Origin of the sequence: Pseudomonas faucium, assembly GCF_021602585.1 — a bacterium.
GTDB classification, from domain to species: domain Bacteria; phylum Pseudomonadota; class Gammaproteobacteria; order Pseudomonadales; family Pseudomonadaceae; genus Aquipseudomonas; species Aquipseudomonas faucium.
The window spans coordinates 159,241-176,793 of record NZ_BQIP01000007.1 but is presented as its reverse complement, the minus strand read 5'-3'; the positions used below and the strand labels follow the sequence as shown (position 1 = coordinate 176,793).

Annotated in this window: 15 protein-coding genes; 10 read left to right on the top strand and 5 right to left on the bottom strand. The window is 65.0% G+C overall.

Going from position 1 to position 17,553, the window contains the following annotated elements; genetic code table 11:
• Positions 1-106: 106 nt before the first annotated feature.
• From ligB to L6D75_RS10835, 3 genes are all read right to left on the bottom strand, one after another.
• Positions 107-1,804, bottom strand: coding sequence for an NAD-dependent DNA ligase LigB (gene ligB, locus L6D75_RS10845; protein WP_176513772.1), 1,698 nt, complete (start codon positions 1,802-1,804; stop codon positions 107-109).
• Positions 1,805-1,949: 145 nt separating this feature from the next.
• Positions 1,950-3,140: a methionine adenosyltransferase gene (gene metK / locus L6D75_RS10840; protein ID WP_176513774.1), complete on the bottom strand. Its 1,191-nt coding sequence runs from the start codon at positions 3,138-3,140 to the stop codon at positions 1,950-1,952.
• A 19-nt stretch (positions 3,141-3,159) separates the two neighbouring features.
• A complete protein-coding gene (locus L6D75_RS10835) occupies positions 3,160-4,140 on the bottom strand; it encodes an ArsR/SmtB family transcription factor (protein WP_176513776.1) in 981 nt (326 codons plus the stop codon).
• Positions 4,141-4,378: 238 nt separating this feature from the next.
• Here L6D75_RS10835 and tkt point away from each other — a divergent pair, with 238 nt between their 5' ends.
• From tkt to L6D75_RS10790, 9 genes are all read left to right on the top strand, one after another.
• Entirely contained in the window at positions 4,379-6,376 is a 1,998-nt protein-coding gene (gene tkt, locus L6D75_RS10830) for a transketolase (protein ID WP_176513778.1), read from the top strand.
• 146 nt (positions 6,377-6,522) lie between these two features.
• Positions 6,523-7,584, top strand: a complete 1,062-nt coding sequence (epd, locus tag L6D75_RS10825; RefSeq protein ID WP_176513780.1) for an erythrose-4-phosphate dehydrogenase — start codon at positions 6,523-6,525, stop codon at positions 7,582-7,584.
• A 12-nt stretch (positions 7,585-7,596) separates the two neighbouring features.
• Complete coding sequence (locus L6D75_RS10820; protein ID WP_176513782.1) at positions 7,597-8,760, top strand: phosphoglycerate kinase; 1,164 nt, start codon at positions 7,597-7,599, stop codon at positions 8,758-8,760.
• A 32-nt stretch (positions 8,761-8,792) separates the two neighbouring features.
• Entirely contained in the window at positions 8,793-9,011 is a 219-nt protein-coding gene (locus L6D75_RS10815; protein WP_176513784.1) for a hypothetical protein, read from the top strand.
• Between the two features lie 180 nt (positions 9,012-9,191).
• Positions 9,192-9,521 carry an MliC family protein gene (locus L6D75_RS10810; RefSeq protein WP_176513785.1) on the top strand — a complete coding sequence of 110 codons (330 nt, stop codon included), beginning with the start codon at positions 9,192-9,194 and terminating at the stop codon, positions 9,519-9,521.
• A 100-nt stretch (positions 9,522-9,621) separates the two neighbouring features.
• On the top strand, positions 9,622-10,686 hold the full coding sequence (gene fba, locus L6D75_RS10805; protein ID WP_008093958.1) for a class II fructose-bisphosphate aldolase: 1,065 nt from the start codon (positions 9,622-9,624) through the stop codon (positions 10,684-10,686).
• A 195-nt stretch (positions 10,687-10,881) separates the two neighbouring features.
• A complete protein-coding gene (locus L6D75_RS10800; protein ID WP_176513787.1) occupies positions 10,882-13,002 on the top strand; it encodes a putative bifunctional diguanylate cyclase/phosphodiesterase in 2,121 nt (706 codons plus the stop codon).
• A gap of 39 nt (positions 13,003-13,041) precedes the next feature.
• Positions 13,042-13,542 (top strand): M48 metallopeptidase family protein, encoded by a 501-nt coding sequence (locus tag L6D75_RS10795; protein ID WP_176513789.1) that lies wholly within the window; start codon positions 13,042-13,044, stop codon positions 13,540-13,542.
• 12 nt (positions 13,543-13,554) lie between these two features.
• Entirely contained in the window at positions 13,555-13,851 is a 297-nt protein-coding gene (locus L6D75_RS10790) for a winged helix-turn-helix domain-containing protein (protein WP_003249396.1), read from the top strand.
• Positions 13,852-13,861: 10 nt separating this feature from the next.
• Here L6D75_RS10790 and L6D75_RS10785 read toward each other — a convergent pair whose 3' ends face one another.
• Positions 13,862-14,314 carry a GNAT family N-acetyltransferase gene (locus tag L6D75_RS10785; protein WP_176513791.1) on the bottom strand — a complete coding sequence of 151 codons (453 nt, stop codon included), beginning with the start codon at positions 14,312-14,314 and terminating at the stop codon, positions 13,862-13,864.
• Between the two features lie 187 nt (positions 14,315-14,501).
• On the opposite strand from L6D75_RS10785, the gene L6D75_RS10780 reads away from it, so the two are divergent.
• Positions 14,502-15,239 (top strand): substrate-binding periplasmic protein, encoded by a 738-nt coding sequence (locus L6D75_RS10780; RefSeq protein WP_176513793.1) that lies wholly within the window; start codon positions 14,502-14,504, stop codon positions 15,237-15,239.
• A 78-nt stretch (positions 15,240-15,317) separates the two neighbouring features.
• Here the strand turns inward: L6D75_RS10780 and yccS are convergent, their stop codons facing one another.
• A complete protein-coding gene (gene yccS, locus L6D75_RS10775) occupies positions 15,318-17,504 on the bottom strand; it encodes a YccS family putative transporter (RefSeq protein WP_176513795.1) in 2,187 nt (728 codons plus the stop codon).
• Positions 17,505-17,553 lie beyond the last annotated feature (49 nt).

Here is a 17,553-nt window from a genome sequence, read left to right as displayed (position 1 = left end):
GCAAAAAGTTGTGGCAAATGCTGCCTTGGTTTTGCCGATTTAGGAACCCTTGTTGGACTTTTCTAGAACAAACCAAGGCATTTCAGGCCGATATTTTTGTGAAAACTCATTGCGCCGTGCTTGCGCCGCGCTGCGAGAAACCGTCTACATCGAATTTCCCCAGCCGCTCGGCGATGCCCTGAACGGCCGCTGTGGAAAAGAAAGTGCTCAGCTGTTGCGCCCGCGTTTCACCTACCCCAGGCAGTGCCTGCCAGTCACTCGGGGAGCGCTGGGCCAGGGTTTGCCAGCTGCCTTCAAGCAGCACCGCGCGCGGTGCGGGCACGCCAAGCGCACGCAGCCACTGTTCGAAGGGCCGGGCACGGCCACTGGCGAACGCATCGAGCAAGCGCCTGGCGGTGGTTTCGCTGATGCCCGGCACGCCCATGAGCTGCTCGGCATCGAGCGCGAGCCAGTCACCGATCGCGCTCACCCGGCCACTTTCCACCAGCCGCTGCCAGGTGCCCGGGCCGGTACCCGGCATGGCCAGGCCATGCTTGCCGCTTAGCCAGGTGAGCCGGGCGATGAACTGCTCCTGGCAGCCTTCGCTGGCCTGCCAGCAGCTGTGGGCGTGGTAGCGCCCGGGTGCAGGCGGCGTGACGCTGGGCCGCTGCACCGCGCGGTGCACCACTTGTTCGAAGCGCGGGATGGCCAGCCCGGCCAGGCTGATGGCCACCTGATCCCCTGGGCGCACGTCAGCGGCCCGCCAGCGCGCCAGCGAGCCCAGGCTGACCTGGGTGATGCGCCGATCGTCCAGCGCCACTGGCCTGAGCTTCAGCAGCGGGGTGACCTTGCCGGTGCGCCCCACGCGAAAGTGCACCTCGCGCACTTCGGCCAGTGCCTGGGCAAAGGGATGTTTCCACGCAGCGATCCAGTAGGGCGCGTTGGCTTGCCAGCGCTCGGCAGGTGGGCGGCTGTCCTGGCGCAGGATCACGCCGTCGGTGGCGAAGGGCAGGGGGGAGCGGTACCAGTGCTGGCGCCATTGGCTGGCGTGTTCGAGGTTGTCGATGGGGTGGCTGTAGGATTGGCTGTCCGGGAAGCCCAGTTCGCGCAGTTTTGCCAGGCGCTCGGCTTGGCGGGCGGGGCCTTGGGGCCAGTCCCAGACGAACAGGCCGATGCTGGTGCCCGGTTCGGCGCCCAGCTGCTTGCGTGCCAGCAAGCCGGCCACGGTGCCGCGGGCGTTGGCGCTGCCTGCCTGGGCTTGCACGTGCTGCTCCAGGCGCAGGTAGAGCTCGCCCTGCAGTGTCAGATCCAGTGCCTGGGGCAGTTGCCGGGGTAGCGCGGTGAGCTTTGCAATATGGCGGCTCCAGTCGTGCCCCTGAAGCCCGTCGCCACGGCTGAGCACTTTCACCAGGCGGCCCTGTTGGTAAATCAACGTGGCAGCAACGCCGTCGACCTTGGGCTGGATCCACACCCCCGACTTGCTGGCCAGCCAGTGCGCCACGGCCGTTTCGTCGGGCAGTTTGACGACCCCGGTATGGGCAATGGGGTGAGCGATCGGCCCGCGTGCGCTGGCCAGCGAGCCCAGTTCGCGCTCCATCGCAAAGCACTGCTCAAGCTGCAGCAGGCGTTGGCGGCTCTGGTCGTACAGCTCGTCGGCCACCTGCGCCTGGCCCAGGCGGTGGTAGTGGTCGTCCCAGCGCTGCAGGGTGTCGCGCAAGCTGGCCACTTCGGCGGCGGCCTGCGTGGCGGACCATGCCGGGCATTGGCCTGCATGGGCAGGCAGCAAGGGCAGTATCAGCAGGGCGAACAGCAGCATCCAGGGCATGGCCAGCATCCTTGCGTGGCGGGAAGGTGCTCCTCAGCCTAGGCAAGTGCCCCGGGGCCTGCCGAATGCAGTTGTCAGCCGATATGTCACGAAAAAGCCCCTGCCGATCGCTCGGCAGGGGCTTTTGTTTACGCCTGCAGGAGCCTTACAGGCCGGCAGCGTCACGCAGCGACTGGGCGCGGTCGGTGCGCTCCCAGGTGAAGGTGGTGAAGGTGTCGTCGCCGACAGTCTTCTGCTGCGGGGTGCGGCCGAAGTGGCCGTAGGCAGCGGTTTCCTGATACATCGGGTGCAGCAGGTCGAGCATGGTGGTGATCGCGTATGGGCGCAGGTCGAAGCACTCGCGCACCAGCTGGACGATCTTCGCGTCGGACACCTTGCCGGTGCCGAAGGTGTTGATCGAGATGGAGGTCGGCTGGGCCACGCCGATGGCGTAGGACACCTGGATCTCGCAACGCTCGGCCAGGCCTGCGGCAACGATGTTCTTGGCCACGTAGCGGCCGGCGTAGGCAGCGGAACGGTCGACCTTGGACGGGTCCTTGCCGGAGAACGCGCCACCACCGTGGCGAGCCATGCCGCCGTAGCTGTCGACGATGATCTTGCGGCCGGTCAGGCCGCAGTCGCCCACTGGGCCACCGATGATGAAGTTGCCGGTCGGGTTGATGTGGTACTGGGTGTCCTTGTGCAGCAGTTCGGCAGGCAGGGTGTGCTTGACGATCAGCTCCATCACCGCTTCCTGCAGGTCTTTTTGCGACACTTCAGGGTTGTGCTGGGTCGACAGCACGACCGCGTCGATCCCCACGACCTTGCCGTTTTCATAGCGGCAGGTGACCTGCGACTTGGCATCCGGGCGCAGCCAAGGCAGCAGCTTGGACTTGCGCGCTTCGGCCTGGCGCTCGACCAGGCGGTGCGAGAAGCAGATCGGTGCTGGCATCAGCACGTCGGTTTCGTTGCTGGCGTAGCCGAACATCAGGCCCTGGTCGCCGGCGCCCTGGTCTTCCGGGCGGGAGCGGTCAACGCCCTGGGCGATGTCCACCGACTGCTTGCCGATGATGTTCATCACGGCGCAGGTGGCGCCGTCGAAGCCGACGTCGGAGCTGTTGTAGCCGATGTCGATGATGACCTTGCGCACCAGCTCTTCCAGGTCGACCCAGGCCGAGGTGGTGACTTCGCCGGCGATGATGGCGACACCGGTCTTGACCAGGGTTTCGCATGCCACGCGGGCGTACTTGTCCTGGGCGATGATGGCGTCCAGGACCGCGTCAGAAATCTGGTCGGCGATCTTGTCCGGATGCCCTTCGGACACGGACTCGGAGGTGAAAAGGGAGTATTCGCTCATCTCGACGGGTTCCTAAAATTTACCGATGGTGTGTGTCGCCAGTCGTCCGCTGAAAATGGCGGACCTGTATCTGGAAACCGTTACGCAAGCCCACGTAGAGGCTGTCCCCGAGGGCCAGCCCGGCCGCATTGGCCCAACGGGCCAGGTCGTCCTGTTCGAAGCCCAGCCAGAGGTCGCCGCAGGCATCGCGCGCCCACCCCTGGTCATGGCTGCACAGTTCGGTGACCAGCAGGCTCCCGCCCGCTTTCACCCGTTTGGCCAAAAGGCGCAGGGCCAGGGCCGGGTCGCTGAAATGGTGCAGCACCATGTTCAGCACAACGCAGTCGGCTTCCACATCCGTTGCACCCAGTGCATCGGCCAACTGCAGGTTTACATTATTCAAGCCTTCGCGCTCGCACACCTGGCGCGCCAGCTCGAGCATGGTCGGGCTGTTGTCCAGGGCGGTGACGCGGGCAAAGCGCCGGGCCAGGTCGGGCAGAAAACCGCCGTCACCGGGGCCGACTTCCAGCGCACTGGCGCTGGGCGCAAAATTCAGCGTGTCGAGCAGTGTCAGCAGGCTTTCGCGGTACTGCGGCAAGCCGGCGATCAGGTCTTGCTGGGCGCGGAACTTCTCTTCCACACGCAGGAAGAAGTCCTGGCTGGTGGCGGCGCGGCGTTGCTGGATCTGCGCGATGCGGGCCTGGACATCCTGGGCCAGGGCCAGCTCGTCGACCTCGTCGAGCAGCGCCGTGTGCAGGCGGCCATGGGGCAGGGCGCGGCGGTAGAAGATGGCGTTGCCTTCGCGGCGCGTGGCCACCAGCTCGGCCTGGGCCAGCACCTTGAGGTGGTGGCTCATGCCCGACTGGCCGATGTCGAAGATCTGCGCCAGCTCCAGCACGCCGAACGAATCGCTGGCCAGCACCCGCAGAACATTCAGGCGCAGCTCGTCGCCGCTGGCTTTGCACAGGGCAGCCAGGGTGTCACTTTGCTGGGGCGGGATCGATTGCGCACGCTGATTCATGGGCCGGCAGTCTAGACAGGCATCGTTGCCCTCGCAAGGCCAATATCAAAAAGTTTTGATATTGGCTGATGGGCGGGTGCGGTGGTCGCTGTGGATTCCCGGTTTTCACCCGCTTTGGCGGCCAATCACAGGAAAAATACCCAACTGCGACCATACGTCATTGCCCCGGGGCCCGCCTGTGGGCGAAAATGGCCGCCTTTTTCGTAACACCACCTATTCAAGCCCCAGGAGATAAGCGATGCCCAGCCGTCGTGAACGTGCCAACGCCATTCGTGCCCTCAGCATGGATGCCGTGCAAAAGGCTAACAGCGGCCACCCAGGTGCCCCCATGGGCATGGCGGATATCGCTGAAGTGCTTTGGCGCGACTATCTGAAGCACAACCCGAGCAACCCGAAATTCGCTGACCGTGACCGCTTCGTGCTGTCCAACGGCCACGGCTCGATGCTGATCTACTCGCTGCTGCACCTGACCGGCTACGACGTCACCATCGATGACATCAAAGGCTTCCGCCAACTGCACAGCCGCACCCCGGGCCACCCGGAATACGGCTACACCCCAGGCGTTGAAACCACCACCGGCCCGCTGGGCCAGGGCCTGGCCAACGCCGTAGGCTTTGCCCTGGCTGAGAAGGTACTGGCTGCCCAGTTCAACCGCGAAGGCCACAACATCGTCGACCACAACACCTATGTGTTCCTCGGCGACGGCTGCATGATGGAAGGCATCTCCCACGAAGTCGCCTCGCTGGCCGGCACCCTGGGCCTGAACAAGCTGGTTGCCTTCTACGATGACAACGGCATCTCCATCGACGGCGAAGTGCACGGCTGGTTCACCGACAACACCCCGGCACGCTTCGAAGCTTACAACTGGCAGGTGATCCGCAACGTCGACGGCCACGATGCCGAAGAGATCAAGATGGCCATCGAGACGGCGCGCAAGAGCGACCGCCCGACCCTGATCTGCTGCAAGACCATCATCGGCTTCGGCTCGCCGAACAAGCAGGGCAAGGAAGACTGCCACGGCGCTCCGCTGGGCAACGACGAAATCGCCCTGGCCCGCAAGGAACTGAACTGGAACCACGGCCCGTTCGAAATCCCCGCCGACATCTACGCCGAGTGGGATGCCAAGGCCGCCGGTGCCCAGGTCGAAGCCGACTGGAACCAGCGCTTCGACGCCTACGCCAAGGCCCACCCGGAGCTGGCTGCCGAGTTCAAGCGCCGTGACAGCGGCGAGCTGCCGGCCGACTTCAGCGAAAAGGCCCAGGCCTACATCAATGAAGTGGCGGCCAAGGGCGAGACCATCGCCAGCCGTAAAGCCAGCCAGAACACCCTGAACGCCTTCGGCCCCCTGCTGCCTGAGTTCCTCGGCGGCTCGGCCGACCTGGCCGGCTCCAACCTGACCCTGTGGAAAGGTTGCAAGGGCATCGAAGCCAACGACGCCAGCGGCAACTACGTGTTCTACGGCGTGCGCGAGTTCGGCATGACCGCGATCATGAACGGCGTTGCCCTGCACGGCGGCCTGGTGCCTTACGGCGCGACCTTCCTGATGTTCATGGAATACGCCCGCAACGCGGTGCGCATGTCGGCGCTGATGAAGCAGCGCGTGATCCATGTGTACACCCACGACTCCATCGGCCTGGGCGAAGACGGCCCGACCCACCAGCCGATCGAGCAGCTGACCAGCCTGCGCAGCACCCCGAATCTGGACACCTGGCGCCCAGCCGACGCGGTCGAGTCGGCCGTGTCCTGGAAGCACGCCCTGGAGCGCAACGACGGCCCTTCGGCGCTGATCTTCTCGCGCCAGAACCTGCAGCACCAGGCGCGCGACGCCCAGCAGATCGCCGACATCAGCCGCGGCGGCTACGTGCTCAAGGACTGCGCCGGCGAGCCTGAGCTGATCCTGATCGCCACCGGTTCCGAAGTGGGCCTGGCCGTTCAGGCGCATGCCAAGCTGGCCGAGCAAGGCCGCAACGTGCGCGTCGTGTCGATGCCCTGCACCAGCGTGTTCGACGCCCAGGACGCCGGCTACAAGCAGTCCGTGCTGCCGGTCGAAGTGGGCGCGCGTATCGCCATCGAAGCTGCCCACGCCGACTTCTGGTACAAGTACGTCGGCCTGGAAGGCCGTGTCATCGGCATGACCACCTACGGTGAGTCGGCGCCGGCACCTGCGTTGTTCGAAGAGTTTGGCTTCACCCTGGAGAACATCCTGGGCACCGCCGAAGAGCTGCTGGAAGACTGATAGAGGCGTAAGGCGAGGGCTTTGCCCTCGTTTCGCGACACAAGGCCGCTCCTACAGGGGACGATGTACTTCTGTAGGAGCGGCCTTGCGTCGCGATGGGCCGCAACGCGGCCCCAACCAGCCATCCTGTGTTAGCGAGCCACCGAATGCCCCACCCGCGTCCCTACAAAGTTGCACTCAACGGTTATGGCCGCATCGGCCGCTGTGTCTTGCGCGCACTGTTCGAGCGTGGGGCCAAGGCCGGTTTCGAGATCGTTGCACTGAACGACCTGGCCGACCAGGCCAGCGTTGAATACCTGACACGCTTCGACTCCACCCACGGGCGTTTCCCCGGCGAGGTGAAGGTCGACGGCGATTGTCTGCATATCAATGGCGACTGCGTGAAAGTGCTGCGCAGTACCACCCCCGAGGGCGTCGACTGGGCGGCCCTGGATATCGACCTGGTGCTGGAATGTTCCGGCGCCTACCACACCCGCGCCGATGGCCAGCGCTTCCTCGATGCCGGCGCGCCGCGGGTGCTGTTTTCCCAGCCCATGGCCAGCGAGGCGGATGTGGATGCCACGGTGGTCTACGGCATCAACCAGGCCTGCCTGACCGGCAGCGAGCGCCTGGTGTCCAACGCCTCCTGCACCACCAACTGCGGCGTGCCGCTGCTGCGCGTGCTGGACCAGGCCTTTGGCATCGAATACGTGCAGATCACCACCATTCACTCGGCGATGAACGACCAGCCGGTGATCGACGCCTACCACCACGAAGACCTGCGCCGCACGCGCTCGGCCTTCCAGTCGGTGATTCCGGTGTCCACCGGGCTTGCGCGGGGTATCGAGCGCCTGCTGCCGGAACTTGCCGGGCGAATCCAGGCCAAAGCGGTACGCGTACCGACCGTCAACGTCTCGTGCCTGGACATCACCCTGCAGACCGCCCGCGACACCAGCGCGGCCGAGGTCAACCGGGTGCTGCGCGAGGCGGCGCTGGAAGGCCCGCTCAAAGGCTTGCTGGCCTATACCGAGCTGCCCCATGCCAGCTGTGATTTCAACCACGACCCGCATTCGGCGATCGTCGATGCCAGCCAGACTCGCGTCTCAGGCCCTCGCCTGGTGAACCTGCTGGCTTGGTTCGACAACGAATGGGGGTTTGCCAACCGTATGCTCGACGTTGCCGAACACTATCTGCACGTCGTCCACCCAACCCGCACCAAACAGCCCTGAAGGACTGCATTCATGACCGTGTTGAAGATGACCGACCTCGACCTGCAAGGTAAGCGCGTACTGATCCGCGAAGACCTCAACGTGCCTGTGAAGGACGGTGTGGTAACCAGCGACGCGCGTATCCTGGCAGCGCTGCCGACCATCAAGCTGGCCCTGGAAAAGGGCGCGGCGGTAATGGTCTGCTCGCACCTGGGCCGCCCGACCGAAGGCGAATTCTCGGCCGAGAACAGCCTCAAGCCGGTTGCCGACTACCTGAGCAAGGCCCTGGGCCGCGACGTGCCGCTGGTTGCCGACTACCTGGACGGCGTCCAGGTCAAGGCCGGTGACCTGGTGCTGTTCGAGAACGTGCGCTTCAACAAGGGCGAGAAGAAGAACGCCGACGAGCTGGCGCAGAAATACGCTGCCCTGTGCGACGTGTTCGTGATGGACGCCTTCGGCACCGCCCACCGCGCCGAAGGTTCGACCCACGGCGTTGCCAAGTTCGCCAAGGTCGCCGCAGCTGGCCCGTTGCTGGCCGCCGAACTGGATGCCCTGGGCAAGGCCCTGAAAGCCCCGGCCAAGCCGATGGCGGCCATCGTTGCCGGCTCCAAGGTGTCGACCAAGCTGGACGTGCTGAACAGCTTGAGCACGGTGTGCGACCAGCTGATCGTCGGTGGCGGCATCGCCAACACCTTCCTTGCCGCAGCCGGCCACCCGGTTGGCAAGTCGCTGTACGAGCCTGACCTGGTCGAAACCGCCAAGGCCATCGCTGCCAAGGTCAGCGTGCCGCTGCCGGTGGACGTGGTGGTGGCCAAGCAATTCGCCGAAAGCGCCGAAGCCACCGTCAAGGCCATCGCCGACGTGGCGGCTGACGACATGATCCTGGACATCGGCCCGCAAACCGCGGCCAACTTCGCCGAGCTGCTGAAGTCGTCCAAGACCATCCTGTGGAACGGCCCGGTCGGTGTGTTCGAGTTCGACCAGTTCGGCAACGGCACCCAGGTGCTGGCCAAGGCCATCGCCGAAAGCGCTGCGTTCTCCATCGCCGGTGGTGGTGACACCCTGGCGGCCATCGATAAATATGGCGTCAGCAAAGATATCTCCTACATTTCTACCGGTGGCGGTGCATTCCTCGAGTTCGTCGAAGGCAAGGTACTGCCGGCCGTGGCGATCCTGGAAGAGCGGGCAAAAGCCTGACAATGGCGGCGCCTGGCAAAGGGAGCGACCTGATGGTCAAGCGATTGCCTGTGATGATCGTGGCGGGCCTGCTGAGCGCATGCTCCAGCGGCCCGACGCCGGACGGCGACCCGGCGCAAGCGCCCAAGGGTGGTTGCTACCAGTCCGAATGGCAGGCTGAAACCGTGCCGGTGATCAGCAAGCGCGTGGGCCCCGAAGGCCTGGAAAAATACGATGAAGAGCACCAGCGCCAGGCGCCGGGCTGCCCTTGATCGGGCGGCAGGCAACCTGAAGGCTGTTTTGTGGTCTTGAACAAGGGGCCGCTGTGCGGCCCAATCGCCGGCAAGCCGGCTCCCACAAGGTACAGCGCTGACCTCGGGAGCAGCGCTTGACCTGTGGGAGCCGGCTTGCCGGCGATTGGGTCGCGCAGCGACCCCTAGCGGAGTAACGTGATGAAAGCGCTCTTGGCCGTGACGGCCCTGGCGACACTGGCAGGATGCTCGCTGCTGCAGCCGGCGCAGCCCGCCCCGGCAGACAACTGGACCCGCTGGGTCTGCGACAGCCAGGCCGAGGTGCTCTGGCGCTTCGCCGATGCGCAACAGGATTCGGTCGACGTTCGCCTCGGCGGCGGCGACCAGGTCTACCGGCTCAAGTCCGAGCCGAGCGCCTCGGGGGCGATGTACAGCGATGGCGTGCTGGCCTTCCACACCAAGGGCGACGAAGGCCTGGTGTACTGGGTGGCAACCAACGATCTGATAGGGCGGGGCTGCAAGGCACCGTGACTGGCCGGGCCGCGCAGGCGGCCCACACTACTTGAACAGCAACCGCCCCTGCGGCAGGCTTGCACGAAACAAACGACGCTTGTCGGGAGAGAGATACACAATGGCACTCATTAGCATGCGCCAGATGCTGGACCACGCCGCCGAGTTCGGTTACGGCGTTCCGGCTTTCAACGTCAACAACCTCGAGCAGATGCGCGCCATCATGGAAGCGGCCGACAAGACCGACTCTCCGGTCATCGTCCAGGCCTCCGCCGGTGCTCGCAAATACGCCGGTGCGCCGTTCCTGCGCCACCTGATCCTGGCTGCCATCGAAGAATTCCCGCACATCCCGGTGTGCATGCACCAGGACCACGGCACCAGCCCTGACGTGTGCCAGCGCTCGATCCAGCTGGGCTTCAGCTCGGTGATGATGGACGGCTCGCTGGGCGAAGACGGCAAGACCCCGACCGACTACGAGTACAACGTGCGCGTTACCCAGCAGACCGTTGCCATGGCCCACGCCTGCGGCGTGTCGGTCGAAGGCGAGCTGGGCTGCCTGGGTTCGCTGGAAACCGGCATGGCCGGTGAAGAAGACGGCATCGGCGCCGAAGGCGTGCTGGACCACAGCCAGATGCTGACCGACCCGGAAGAGGCCGCCGACTTCGTCAAGAAGACCCAGGTCGACGCCCTGGCCATCGCCATCGGTACCAGCCACGGTGCCTACAAGTTCACCAAGCCGCCTACCGGTGACGTGCTGGCCATCGACCGCATCAAGGAAATCCACAAGCGCATCCCCAACACCCACCTGGTGATGCACGGTTCTTCCTCGGTACCGCAAGAGTGGCTGGCGATCATCAACCAGTACGGCGGCGACATCAAAGAGACCTACGGCGTACCGGTCGAAGAAATCGTCGAAGGCATCAAGCACGGCGTGCGCAAGGTCAACATCGACACCGACCTGCGCCTGGCCTCCACCGGTGCCATGCGCCGCCTGATGGCCCAGAACCCAAGCGAGTTCGACCCGCGCAAGTTCTTCGGTGAAACCGTCAAGGCCATGCGCGACGTGTGCATCGCCCGTTACGAAGCCTTCGGCACCGCCGGCAATGCCTCGAAGATCAAGCCGATCTCCCTGGAAGGCATGTTCCAGCGTTACCTGAAAGGTGAGTTGGCCGCCAAGGTCAACTGATCCGCTGAACGGTACGGAAAACCCGCAGAAATGCGGGTTTTTTTATGGCCGAAATGCCAGCAGGTGACCGTTAGTCGACTACCCTTAGATTTCTTCACTGATAGCGTTCTGATTGCATTGCGTGTTGCAGGCTGGTGTCTAGAGTATTAATCGGATCCAATTGCAGGTTGAAGTCGGTCACACAAGAGAAGCAGCATGGATGGCGCTTACCCTCACCCCCCAGAGAGCAAATCTGTGCTCCTGGTGGTGGATGATTACCCGGAAAACCTCATCAGCATGCGCGCATTGCTGGCGCGCAACGATTGGCAAGTGCTAACGGCAAGCTCGGGGACGGAAGCCTTGAGCGCCTTGCTCGAACACGATGTCGACCTGGTGCTGCTGGATGTGCAGATGCCGGAAATGGACGGCTTCGAAGTCGCCCGGCTGATGCGTGGCAGCCAGCGTACCCGGCTCACCCCGATCATCTTCCTCACCGCCAACGAGCAGTCCGATGCCGCCGTGCTCAAGGGCTACGCCAGTGGCGCGGTGGATTACCTGTTCAAGCCGTTCGACCCGCAGATCCTCAAGCCCAAGGTGCAGGCGCAACTGGACCAGCAGCGCAACCGGCGCATGCTGCAGCGCCTGACCCGCGAGCTGGAAGCGGCCCGGGCTTTCAATGCCTCGATCCTGGAAAACGCCGCCGAGGGCATCCTGGTGGTCGATGCCTCGGGCACCATCAGCTTCGCCAACCCGGCCATTTCACACTTGCTCCAGGCGCCGGTGGAGCAACTTCAAAGCGTGCACCTGCTGGATCTGGTGCAATTGCCCAATGCCACCTTGTGGCACGACTCCGACTTCCACCAGGCCTACCTGGCACGGCGCATCTTCCGGGTGCACGACGCCCATTTGCGCACGGTGGGCGGCCACCTGGTGCCGGTGGCGCTGTCGTGTGCGCCCTTGCCCGCCGACCAGCAGGCAATGGTGGTGACGGTGCTCGACATGTCGGTGGTGCGCAACCTGCACCAGCAGCTCGAATACCAGGCGGTAACCGACCCTCTCACCGGGCTGCTCAACCGCCGCGGCTTCTACCAGGCCGCCGAAGGCGTGCTGCTGCGCAACGAGCGCTCCGGCAAGGCCCAGGCGCTGATGTACATGGACCTGGACGGCTTCAAGCGCATCAACGATTCGTTGGGGCATGAGGCCGGTGACCGGGTATTGCGCTGGGTGGCCGAGCAGTTCAAGGACTGCCTGGGCAGCGAGGCGCTGCTGGCGCGCATGGGCGGCGACGAGTTCACCGCACTGTTCGACAGCCTGCCGTACCCCGAACAGGCCGGGCGCTTCGCCGAGCAACTGCTGGAGCGGGTTTCCATCCAGCAGCCGATGGAGGGCCTGGATGTCAGCCTGGGCGTGAGCATCGGTATCGCCACCTACCCGGACTGCGGGGCCACGGTGGAAGGCCTGCTGCGCGCCGCCGATGCGGCGATGTATGCGGCCAAGCAGGCTGGGCGCCAGCAATACCGCTTCTACGACCAGGAGCTCAACGGCCGCGCGCGTTCGCGGTTGATGCTCGAAGACAGCGTGCGCCAGGCAGTCGAGGCGCAGGACTTCAGCCTGGTCTACCAGCCGCAGGTCGGCTTCGCCGATGGGCACCTGCGCGGCTTCGAGGCCTTGCTGCGCTGGCAGCACCCCAGTGTGGGCGATGTACCGCCAGGGCTGTTCATTCCCCTGCTGGAAGAGGCCCGCCTGATCAACCGCCTGGCCAGCTGGATTTACCGCCAGGGCGCGGCCCAGCGCCACGCCTGGCGCGAGCGTTTCGCGCCGGACCTGGTGCTGGGCATCAGCCTGAGCCGGGCGCAATTCGCCATGCCCAGCCTGGTCGATGAGCTGCGGCGGGTGATCGACGAGTACCATTTGGTGCCCTCGCAGCTGGAGGTGGAGGTCGCGGAGACTTCCCTGACCGACAACCTCGAGGCGGCCATCAAGCAGATACACCGGGTGCACGAACTGGGCGTGAGGGTGGCGCTGGACGACTTCGGTGCCGGTGACTGCTCGCTGCGCATGCTGCGCGACCTGCCGATCGATACCTTGAAGCTGGACCGCCACCTGGTGGCGCGCCTGCCGGACTCGGCCGCCGATGCCGCGCTGGTGCGCAGCGTCATCGGCCTGTGCGCGCAATATCGCATCACGGTCATCGCCGAAGGCGTGGAAACGCCGGCCCAGGCGGCCTGGCTGAAAGCCAACGGCTGTGCCTACGTGCAAGGTTTTCTGGTCGCCCACCCGATGACGGCGGCGCACGCCAGCGAGTTCCCGGCAATTTTTCCCTGGCCCCGGCCCTGATTGGCTAGAATCGGCGTTCGTTACGCCGAAAACCGTGCCATGACCGTATTACGCTACTTGCAAGCCTACCCGCCGCACCTGCAACAGCAGGTGCAGCAAATGATCGACAGCGACCGCCTGGGCGGCTACCTGCAGCAGCGCTACCCGGGCCGCCATGACGTGCAGAGCGACAAGGCGCTGTACAACTACGCCCAGCAACTGCGCCAGCAGTACCTGCGTACTGCGCCGCCGCTGGACAAGGTGCTGTTCGACAACCGCCTGGACCTCACCCACCGCGCCCTGGGCCTGAACACGGCGGTGTCCAGGGTGCAGGGCGGCAACCTCAAGGCGAAGAAGGAAATCCGCATCGCCTCGCTGTTCAAGGAGGCGGCGCCGGCGTTTCTGCGCATGATCGTGGTGCACGAGCTTGCGCACCTGCGCGAGCGCGACCACAGCAAGGCGTTCTACCAGCTGTGCCAGCACATGGAACCGGACTACCACCAACTGGAATTCGACCTGCGCGTGTACCTGACCTATCGGGAACTGCCAGGCAACCTGTAAGGACCCCGCAGCATGGAAGTGAGCAAGACCAAGAGCAGCTTCTATCGTCGTTTGTACGTGGCCTGGCTGATCGACAGCCAGACCGCCACCAGCGTACCGGCCCTGATGGAGGCCACCGGCATGCCGCGGCGCACCGCCCAGGACACCATCGCAGCCCTGGCCGACCTGGACATCGTCTGCGAGTTCGAGCAGCAGGAAGGGGCGCGCAACCACGCCGGGCACTACCGCATCCATGACTGGGGGGCGATCGACAAGCAGTGGATCATCCGGCACCTGCGCCAGATCCGCGAGGTGCTCGGCTACCCGTGAGCTGCCGGGCTCAGGCCTTGCGCATGCCGATGTGGGGGATGTCGTCTTCCAGGTACTGCTCGCCCACCACTTCGAAGCCGTGCTGGCCATAGAAGCCCTGCAGGTGCGCCTGCGCCGACAGGTACACCGGCGTGCCCGGCCAGCAATGCGCGGCCGCTTCCAGCCCTTTGAGCAGCAGCGGGTGGCCCAGCTTCAGCCCGCGCGCCTGCGGCGCCGTCACCACGCGGCCAATGACCACGTCGCCACCCTGGGACTGCGGATCGAGCAGGCGCAGGTAGGCCAGCAGCTGGTCTTCCTGCCACGCCATCAGGTGCAGGGTATCGCCTGCCAGGTCCTGGCCGTCGACTTCCTGGTAGGCGCAGCGCTGCTCCACCACGAACACTTCGGTGCGCAACTGCAGGATGGCGTAGAGCTGCTCCTTGCTCAGATCAGTGTGGTGCTTGCAGACCCATTCGATGGACATGGCGGGTAACTCCTGAAAATGATCGTCGATCATCGCAAATCTGCTGGCCGGCGACGAGTGGCAGATGGGTTCGGCCAAAATAGAGGCTAAATGACACTATTGGCCGCTGCCCTGCGCCACGGCTTTGTGTACTCTCGTTTGCAGATGCCTTTCATCACGTGTGCCCCCTCTGCAAAAGGACTTCAGCATGCGGCCACTGCTTTACGCGTTGGGATTGTTGGGCGTGATGCTGACAGCACCTGCCCTGGGCCAGGAAAAGCTGCGGCTGGTGGCCGACAACTGGCCGCCGTTCACCGACAGCGGCATGCCCGGCGGTGGCCTGGCCACCAGCCTGGTCACTACAGCGCTGACACGTGCGGGTTATGCCAGCGGCTACGAGGAAGTGCCCTGGGCGCGAGCGCTGATGGGCATTGGCGAAGGGCGCTACGACGTGCTGATCAACACCTGGTACAACGACTCGCGGGCGCAGGTCGGCCAGTTTTCCAAGGGCTACCTGAACAACCGTATTCGCCTGCTCAAGCGCAAGGGCGACAACTTCCGCTACCAGCAGCAGAGCGACCTGTACCCCTACAGCATTGCCGTGGTGCGCGACTACGCCTACTCGCCGGTGTTCGATGACGACAGCCGCCTGCACAAGGTGCAGGTGCGCAACTTCTCCACGGCCGTGCGCATGCTGGCGGCAGGGCGGGTGAACCTGGCGGTGGAGGATGAGTACGTGGCGCGCTACAACCTGCAGCGCGAGCCGCAGCAGGTGCGCGATGGCGTGACGCTGGTGGGGCCGCCGCTGGCGGAGAATACCCTGCATATTCTGGTGAGCCTGAAGCATCCCGAGCACCAGCAGATCGTCGAACGCTTCGAACGGGCCATTGCGGCGATGAAGGCCGATGGCAGCTATGCGCGGTTGTTGCGCCAGCATGGCTTTTGACCTCTGGCGTCTGTGCTGGCCCTATCGCCGGCAAGCCGGCTCCCACAGGTACCCCTTTGGTCTTCAGGGCTGTGCAGATCACTGGCTTTGTGAGCCCTCTTTGATCAGGTGCGCGGCCAGGGTCCGCAGCGGCCCCAGCTGCCGGCAGATCAAGGCCAGCTGCGTCTGCACCAGCCGCTGATGCTCATCCACCTCATCGGGCATCTGCTCCAGCGCATTGGCCAGCGCCTCCTCGGCGTCGCTATGAATGGCCACCGGCAAGCGCGCCGCCAGGCCATTGGCAATCTCGTCCAGGCTGTCGGCCAGGCTCTGCCCGGCGCCGTCGATCAACTGTTCCTGCACCTCTGCCGGCAAGGCATTGTCGCGGTGTGCGCCCAGCCCCGAGAGGTAGCTGAGCAAGGTATGCGACAGCACCAGGAAGCGGAAGCCCACGTCCGCCTCCTTACGGAAATGCCCAGGCTCCATGAGCATGTTGGCCAGCGTGGTGGACAGCGCGGCATCGGCGTTGTGGGCGTTGCGCCGGGCCAGGCGGTAGGCGAGGTCGTCGCGCTTGCCGTGGGCGTACTGCTGCATGATCTGGCGCAGGTACAGGCTTGCGCAGCTCAAGGTATTGGCCAGCGCCTTGTTCAGGCGCCGGCCCTGCCAGTCGGGGAGGAACAGGAACACCGCGAGGATGGCGATCAGGCTGCCCACCAGCGTATCGAACAGGCGCGGCAGGAACAGGCCGTAGCCATCGCCGATCTGATTGAAGCAGAACAGCACCATCAGCGTGATGGCCGCCGTGGCCAGGGTGTAGCGGGTTGTGCGGTTGACGAAGAACACCACCCCGGCAACCACCGCGAACAGCGACTGGATCACAGGGTTTGGGAACAGGTCGAACAGCGCCCAGCCCACGGTCAGGCCGATGGCCGTGCCGAAAATCCGCTGCACCAGCTTGCGCCGGGTCGCGCCGTAGTTGGGCTGGCAGACGAACAGCGTGGTGAGGATGATCCAGTAGCCCTGGGTCGGGTGGATCAGGTGCACCATGCCATAGCCGATCGACAGCGCCAGCGGCAGGCGCAGGGCGTGGCGGAACAGCAGCGAGGTGGGTGTGAGCTGGGTGCGCAGGCGGGTCCACACGTCTTTGAGGTTGCGCGGCGAGCGGTCGAGCAGGCTGCTGTCGCTGGCATCGGCGAGGCTGTCCGGGTTGCTGGCGGCGCCCAGCAGGCGGTCGAGGGTGGCCAGGTTGGCCGCCAGTGCTCGCAGCGAGCGCAACAGGCCGCGCCAGGCCGGGTTGTTCTGGTTGCGCAGGTGCTCCAGGGAGGCGTTGAGGTCTTCCAGGGTGTCGGCGAAGCGGCTGTCGAGCACGAACGGCTGGCGCAGGCGGATCGAGCGCGCCAGGTCCTGGCAGGCCGAGCCTTGATGGCGCAGCAGGCGCTGGCAGCGGAACATCACGTCGCTGTGGAAGAACGCATCGGCCAGGGCGTTGTAGGGGTAGTGCGAGGCGCTGACGCGCTCGTGGATGTCCTGGGCCAAAAAGTACAGCTTCAGGTAGCGGCTGACCTTGGAGTTGGGCTGGCTGTTGCCCACCCTGTGCAGGATGATTTCCTTGGCCGCGTTGAGGGCCGCGACCACCTTGCCGTTCTGCTGGGCCAGCTCCAGGCGCCGGGCTTCCAGGTCATGGTTGCGGATCGGCTCGAACAGGTTGGCCTTGAGCTTGAGGTAGCGGCCCAGTTCGAAGAACAGCTTGGCCAGGCTCTGCTGCACCGGCTGGTTGGAAAACAGCGCCTGCCACAGCACCGACAGCAGGCCGTACCAGGCAGCGCCGGCCACCAGCAGCAGCGGTTCGTGCCAGAAGTCGGTGACCTGGCCGCCGCGCTGGTCGACGCCGATCATGGTGTACACCGCGGTGATCAGCGTGGCCGAGGCGATGGCGCCATAGCGCTCGCCCAGCGCCCCGAGCATGGTCAGGCCGAAGGCCGCCAGCGCCAGGGCGATAGCGAATATCCAGGGGTAGGGGAACAGCAGCTCGACGGCGAGGGCGGCGATGGCGAAGCACACCAAGGTCACCGCCAGGGCGCTGAGGCGGCCCTGCCAACTGTCGTCGGTCTCGGCCAGGGCGCTGGCGATGATGCCGAGGAACAGCGGAATCAGCAGGCCCATCTCGTTCTGGTACCAGCACAAGGCCAGGCTGCCGGTGAGGGCAATGGTCACTCGAATGCTGTAGCTGAACTTGTCTTGGCCCCACAGGCGACGCAGTGACTGACGGAACGAGCTCGATGACATGATGGCCTTGGGCAGTGATCGAATGAATGCATTGCCGCACGGACCAGCA

What these genes read in the sequence shown, in the direction of transcription:
- ligB (WP_176513772.1), bottom strand. Translation starts at nt 1,804, where the DNA reads ATGCCCTGGATGCTGCTGTTCGCCCTGCTGATACTGCCCTTGCTGCCT.
- metK (WP_176513774.1), bottom strand. Translation starts at nt 3,140, where the DNA reads ATGAGCGAATACTCCCTTTTCACCTCCGAGTCCGTGTCCGAAGGGCAT.
- L6D75_RS10835 (WP_176513776.1), bottom strand. Translation starts at nt 4,140, where the DNA reads ATGAATCAGCGTGCGCAATCGATCCCGCCCCAGCAAAGTGACACCCTG.
- tkt (WP_176513778.1), top strand. Translation starts at nt 4,379, where the DNA reads ATGCCCAGCCGTCGTGAACGTGCCAACGCCATTCGTGCCCTCAGCATG.
- epd (WP_176513780.1), top strand. Translation starts at nt 6,523, where the DNA reads ATGCCCCACCCGCGTCCCTACAAAGTTGCACTCAACGGTTATGGCCGC.
- L6D75_RS10820 (WP_176513782.1), top strand. Translation starts at nt 7,597, where the DNA reads ATGACCGTGTTGAAGATGACCGACCTCGACCTGCAAGGTAAGCGCGTA.
- L6D75_RS10815 (WP_176513784.1), top strand. Translation starts at nt 8,793, where the DNA reads ATGGTCAAGCGATTGCCTGTGATGATCGTGGCGGGCCTGCTGAGCGCA.
- L6D75_RS10810 (WP_176513785.1), top strand. Translation starts at nt 9,192, where the DNA reads ATGAAAGCGCTCTTGGCCGTGACGGCCCTGGCGACACTGGCAGGATGC.
- fba (WP_008093958.1), top strand. Translation starts at nt 9,622, where the DNA reads ATGGCACTCATTAGCATGCGCCAGATGCTGGACCACGCCGCCGAGTTC.
- L6D75_RS10800 (WP_176513787.1), top strand. Translation starts at nt 10,882, where the DNA reads ATGGATGGCGCTTACCCTCACCCCCCAGAGAGCAAATCTGTGCTCCTG.
- L6D75_RS10795 (WP_176513789.1), top strand. Translation starts at nt 13,042, where the DNA reads ATGACCGTATTACGCTACTTGCAAGCCTACCCGCCGCACCTGCAACAG.
- L6D75_RS10790 (WP_003249396.1), top strand. Translation starts at nt 13,555, where the DNA reads ATGGAAGTGAGCAAGACCAAGAGCAGCTTCTATCGTCGTTTGTACGTG.
- L6D75_RS10785 (WP_176513791.1), bottom strand. Translation starts at nt 14,314, where the DNA reads ATGTCCATCGAATGGGTCTGCAAGCACCACACTGATCTGAGCAAGGAG.
- L6D75_RS10780 (WP_176513793.1), top strand. Translation starts at nt 14,502, where the DNA reads ATGCGGCCACTGCTTTACGCGTTGGGATTGTTGGGCGTGATGCTGACA.
- yccS (WP_176513795.1), bottom strand. Translation starts at nt 17,504, where the DNA reads ATGTCATCGAGCTCGTTCCGTCAGTCACTGCGTCGCCTGTGGGGCCAA.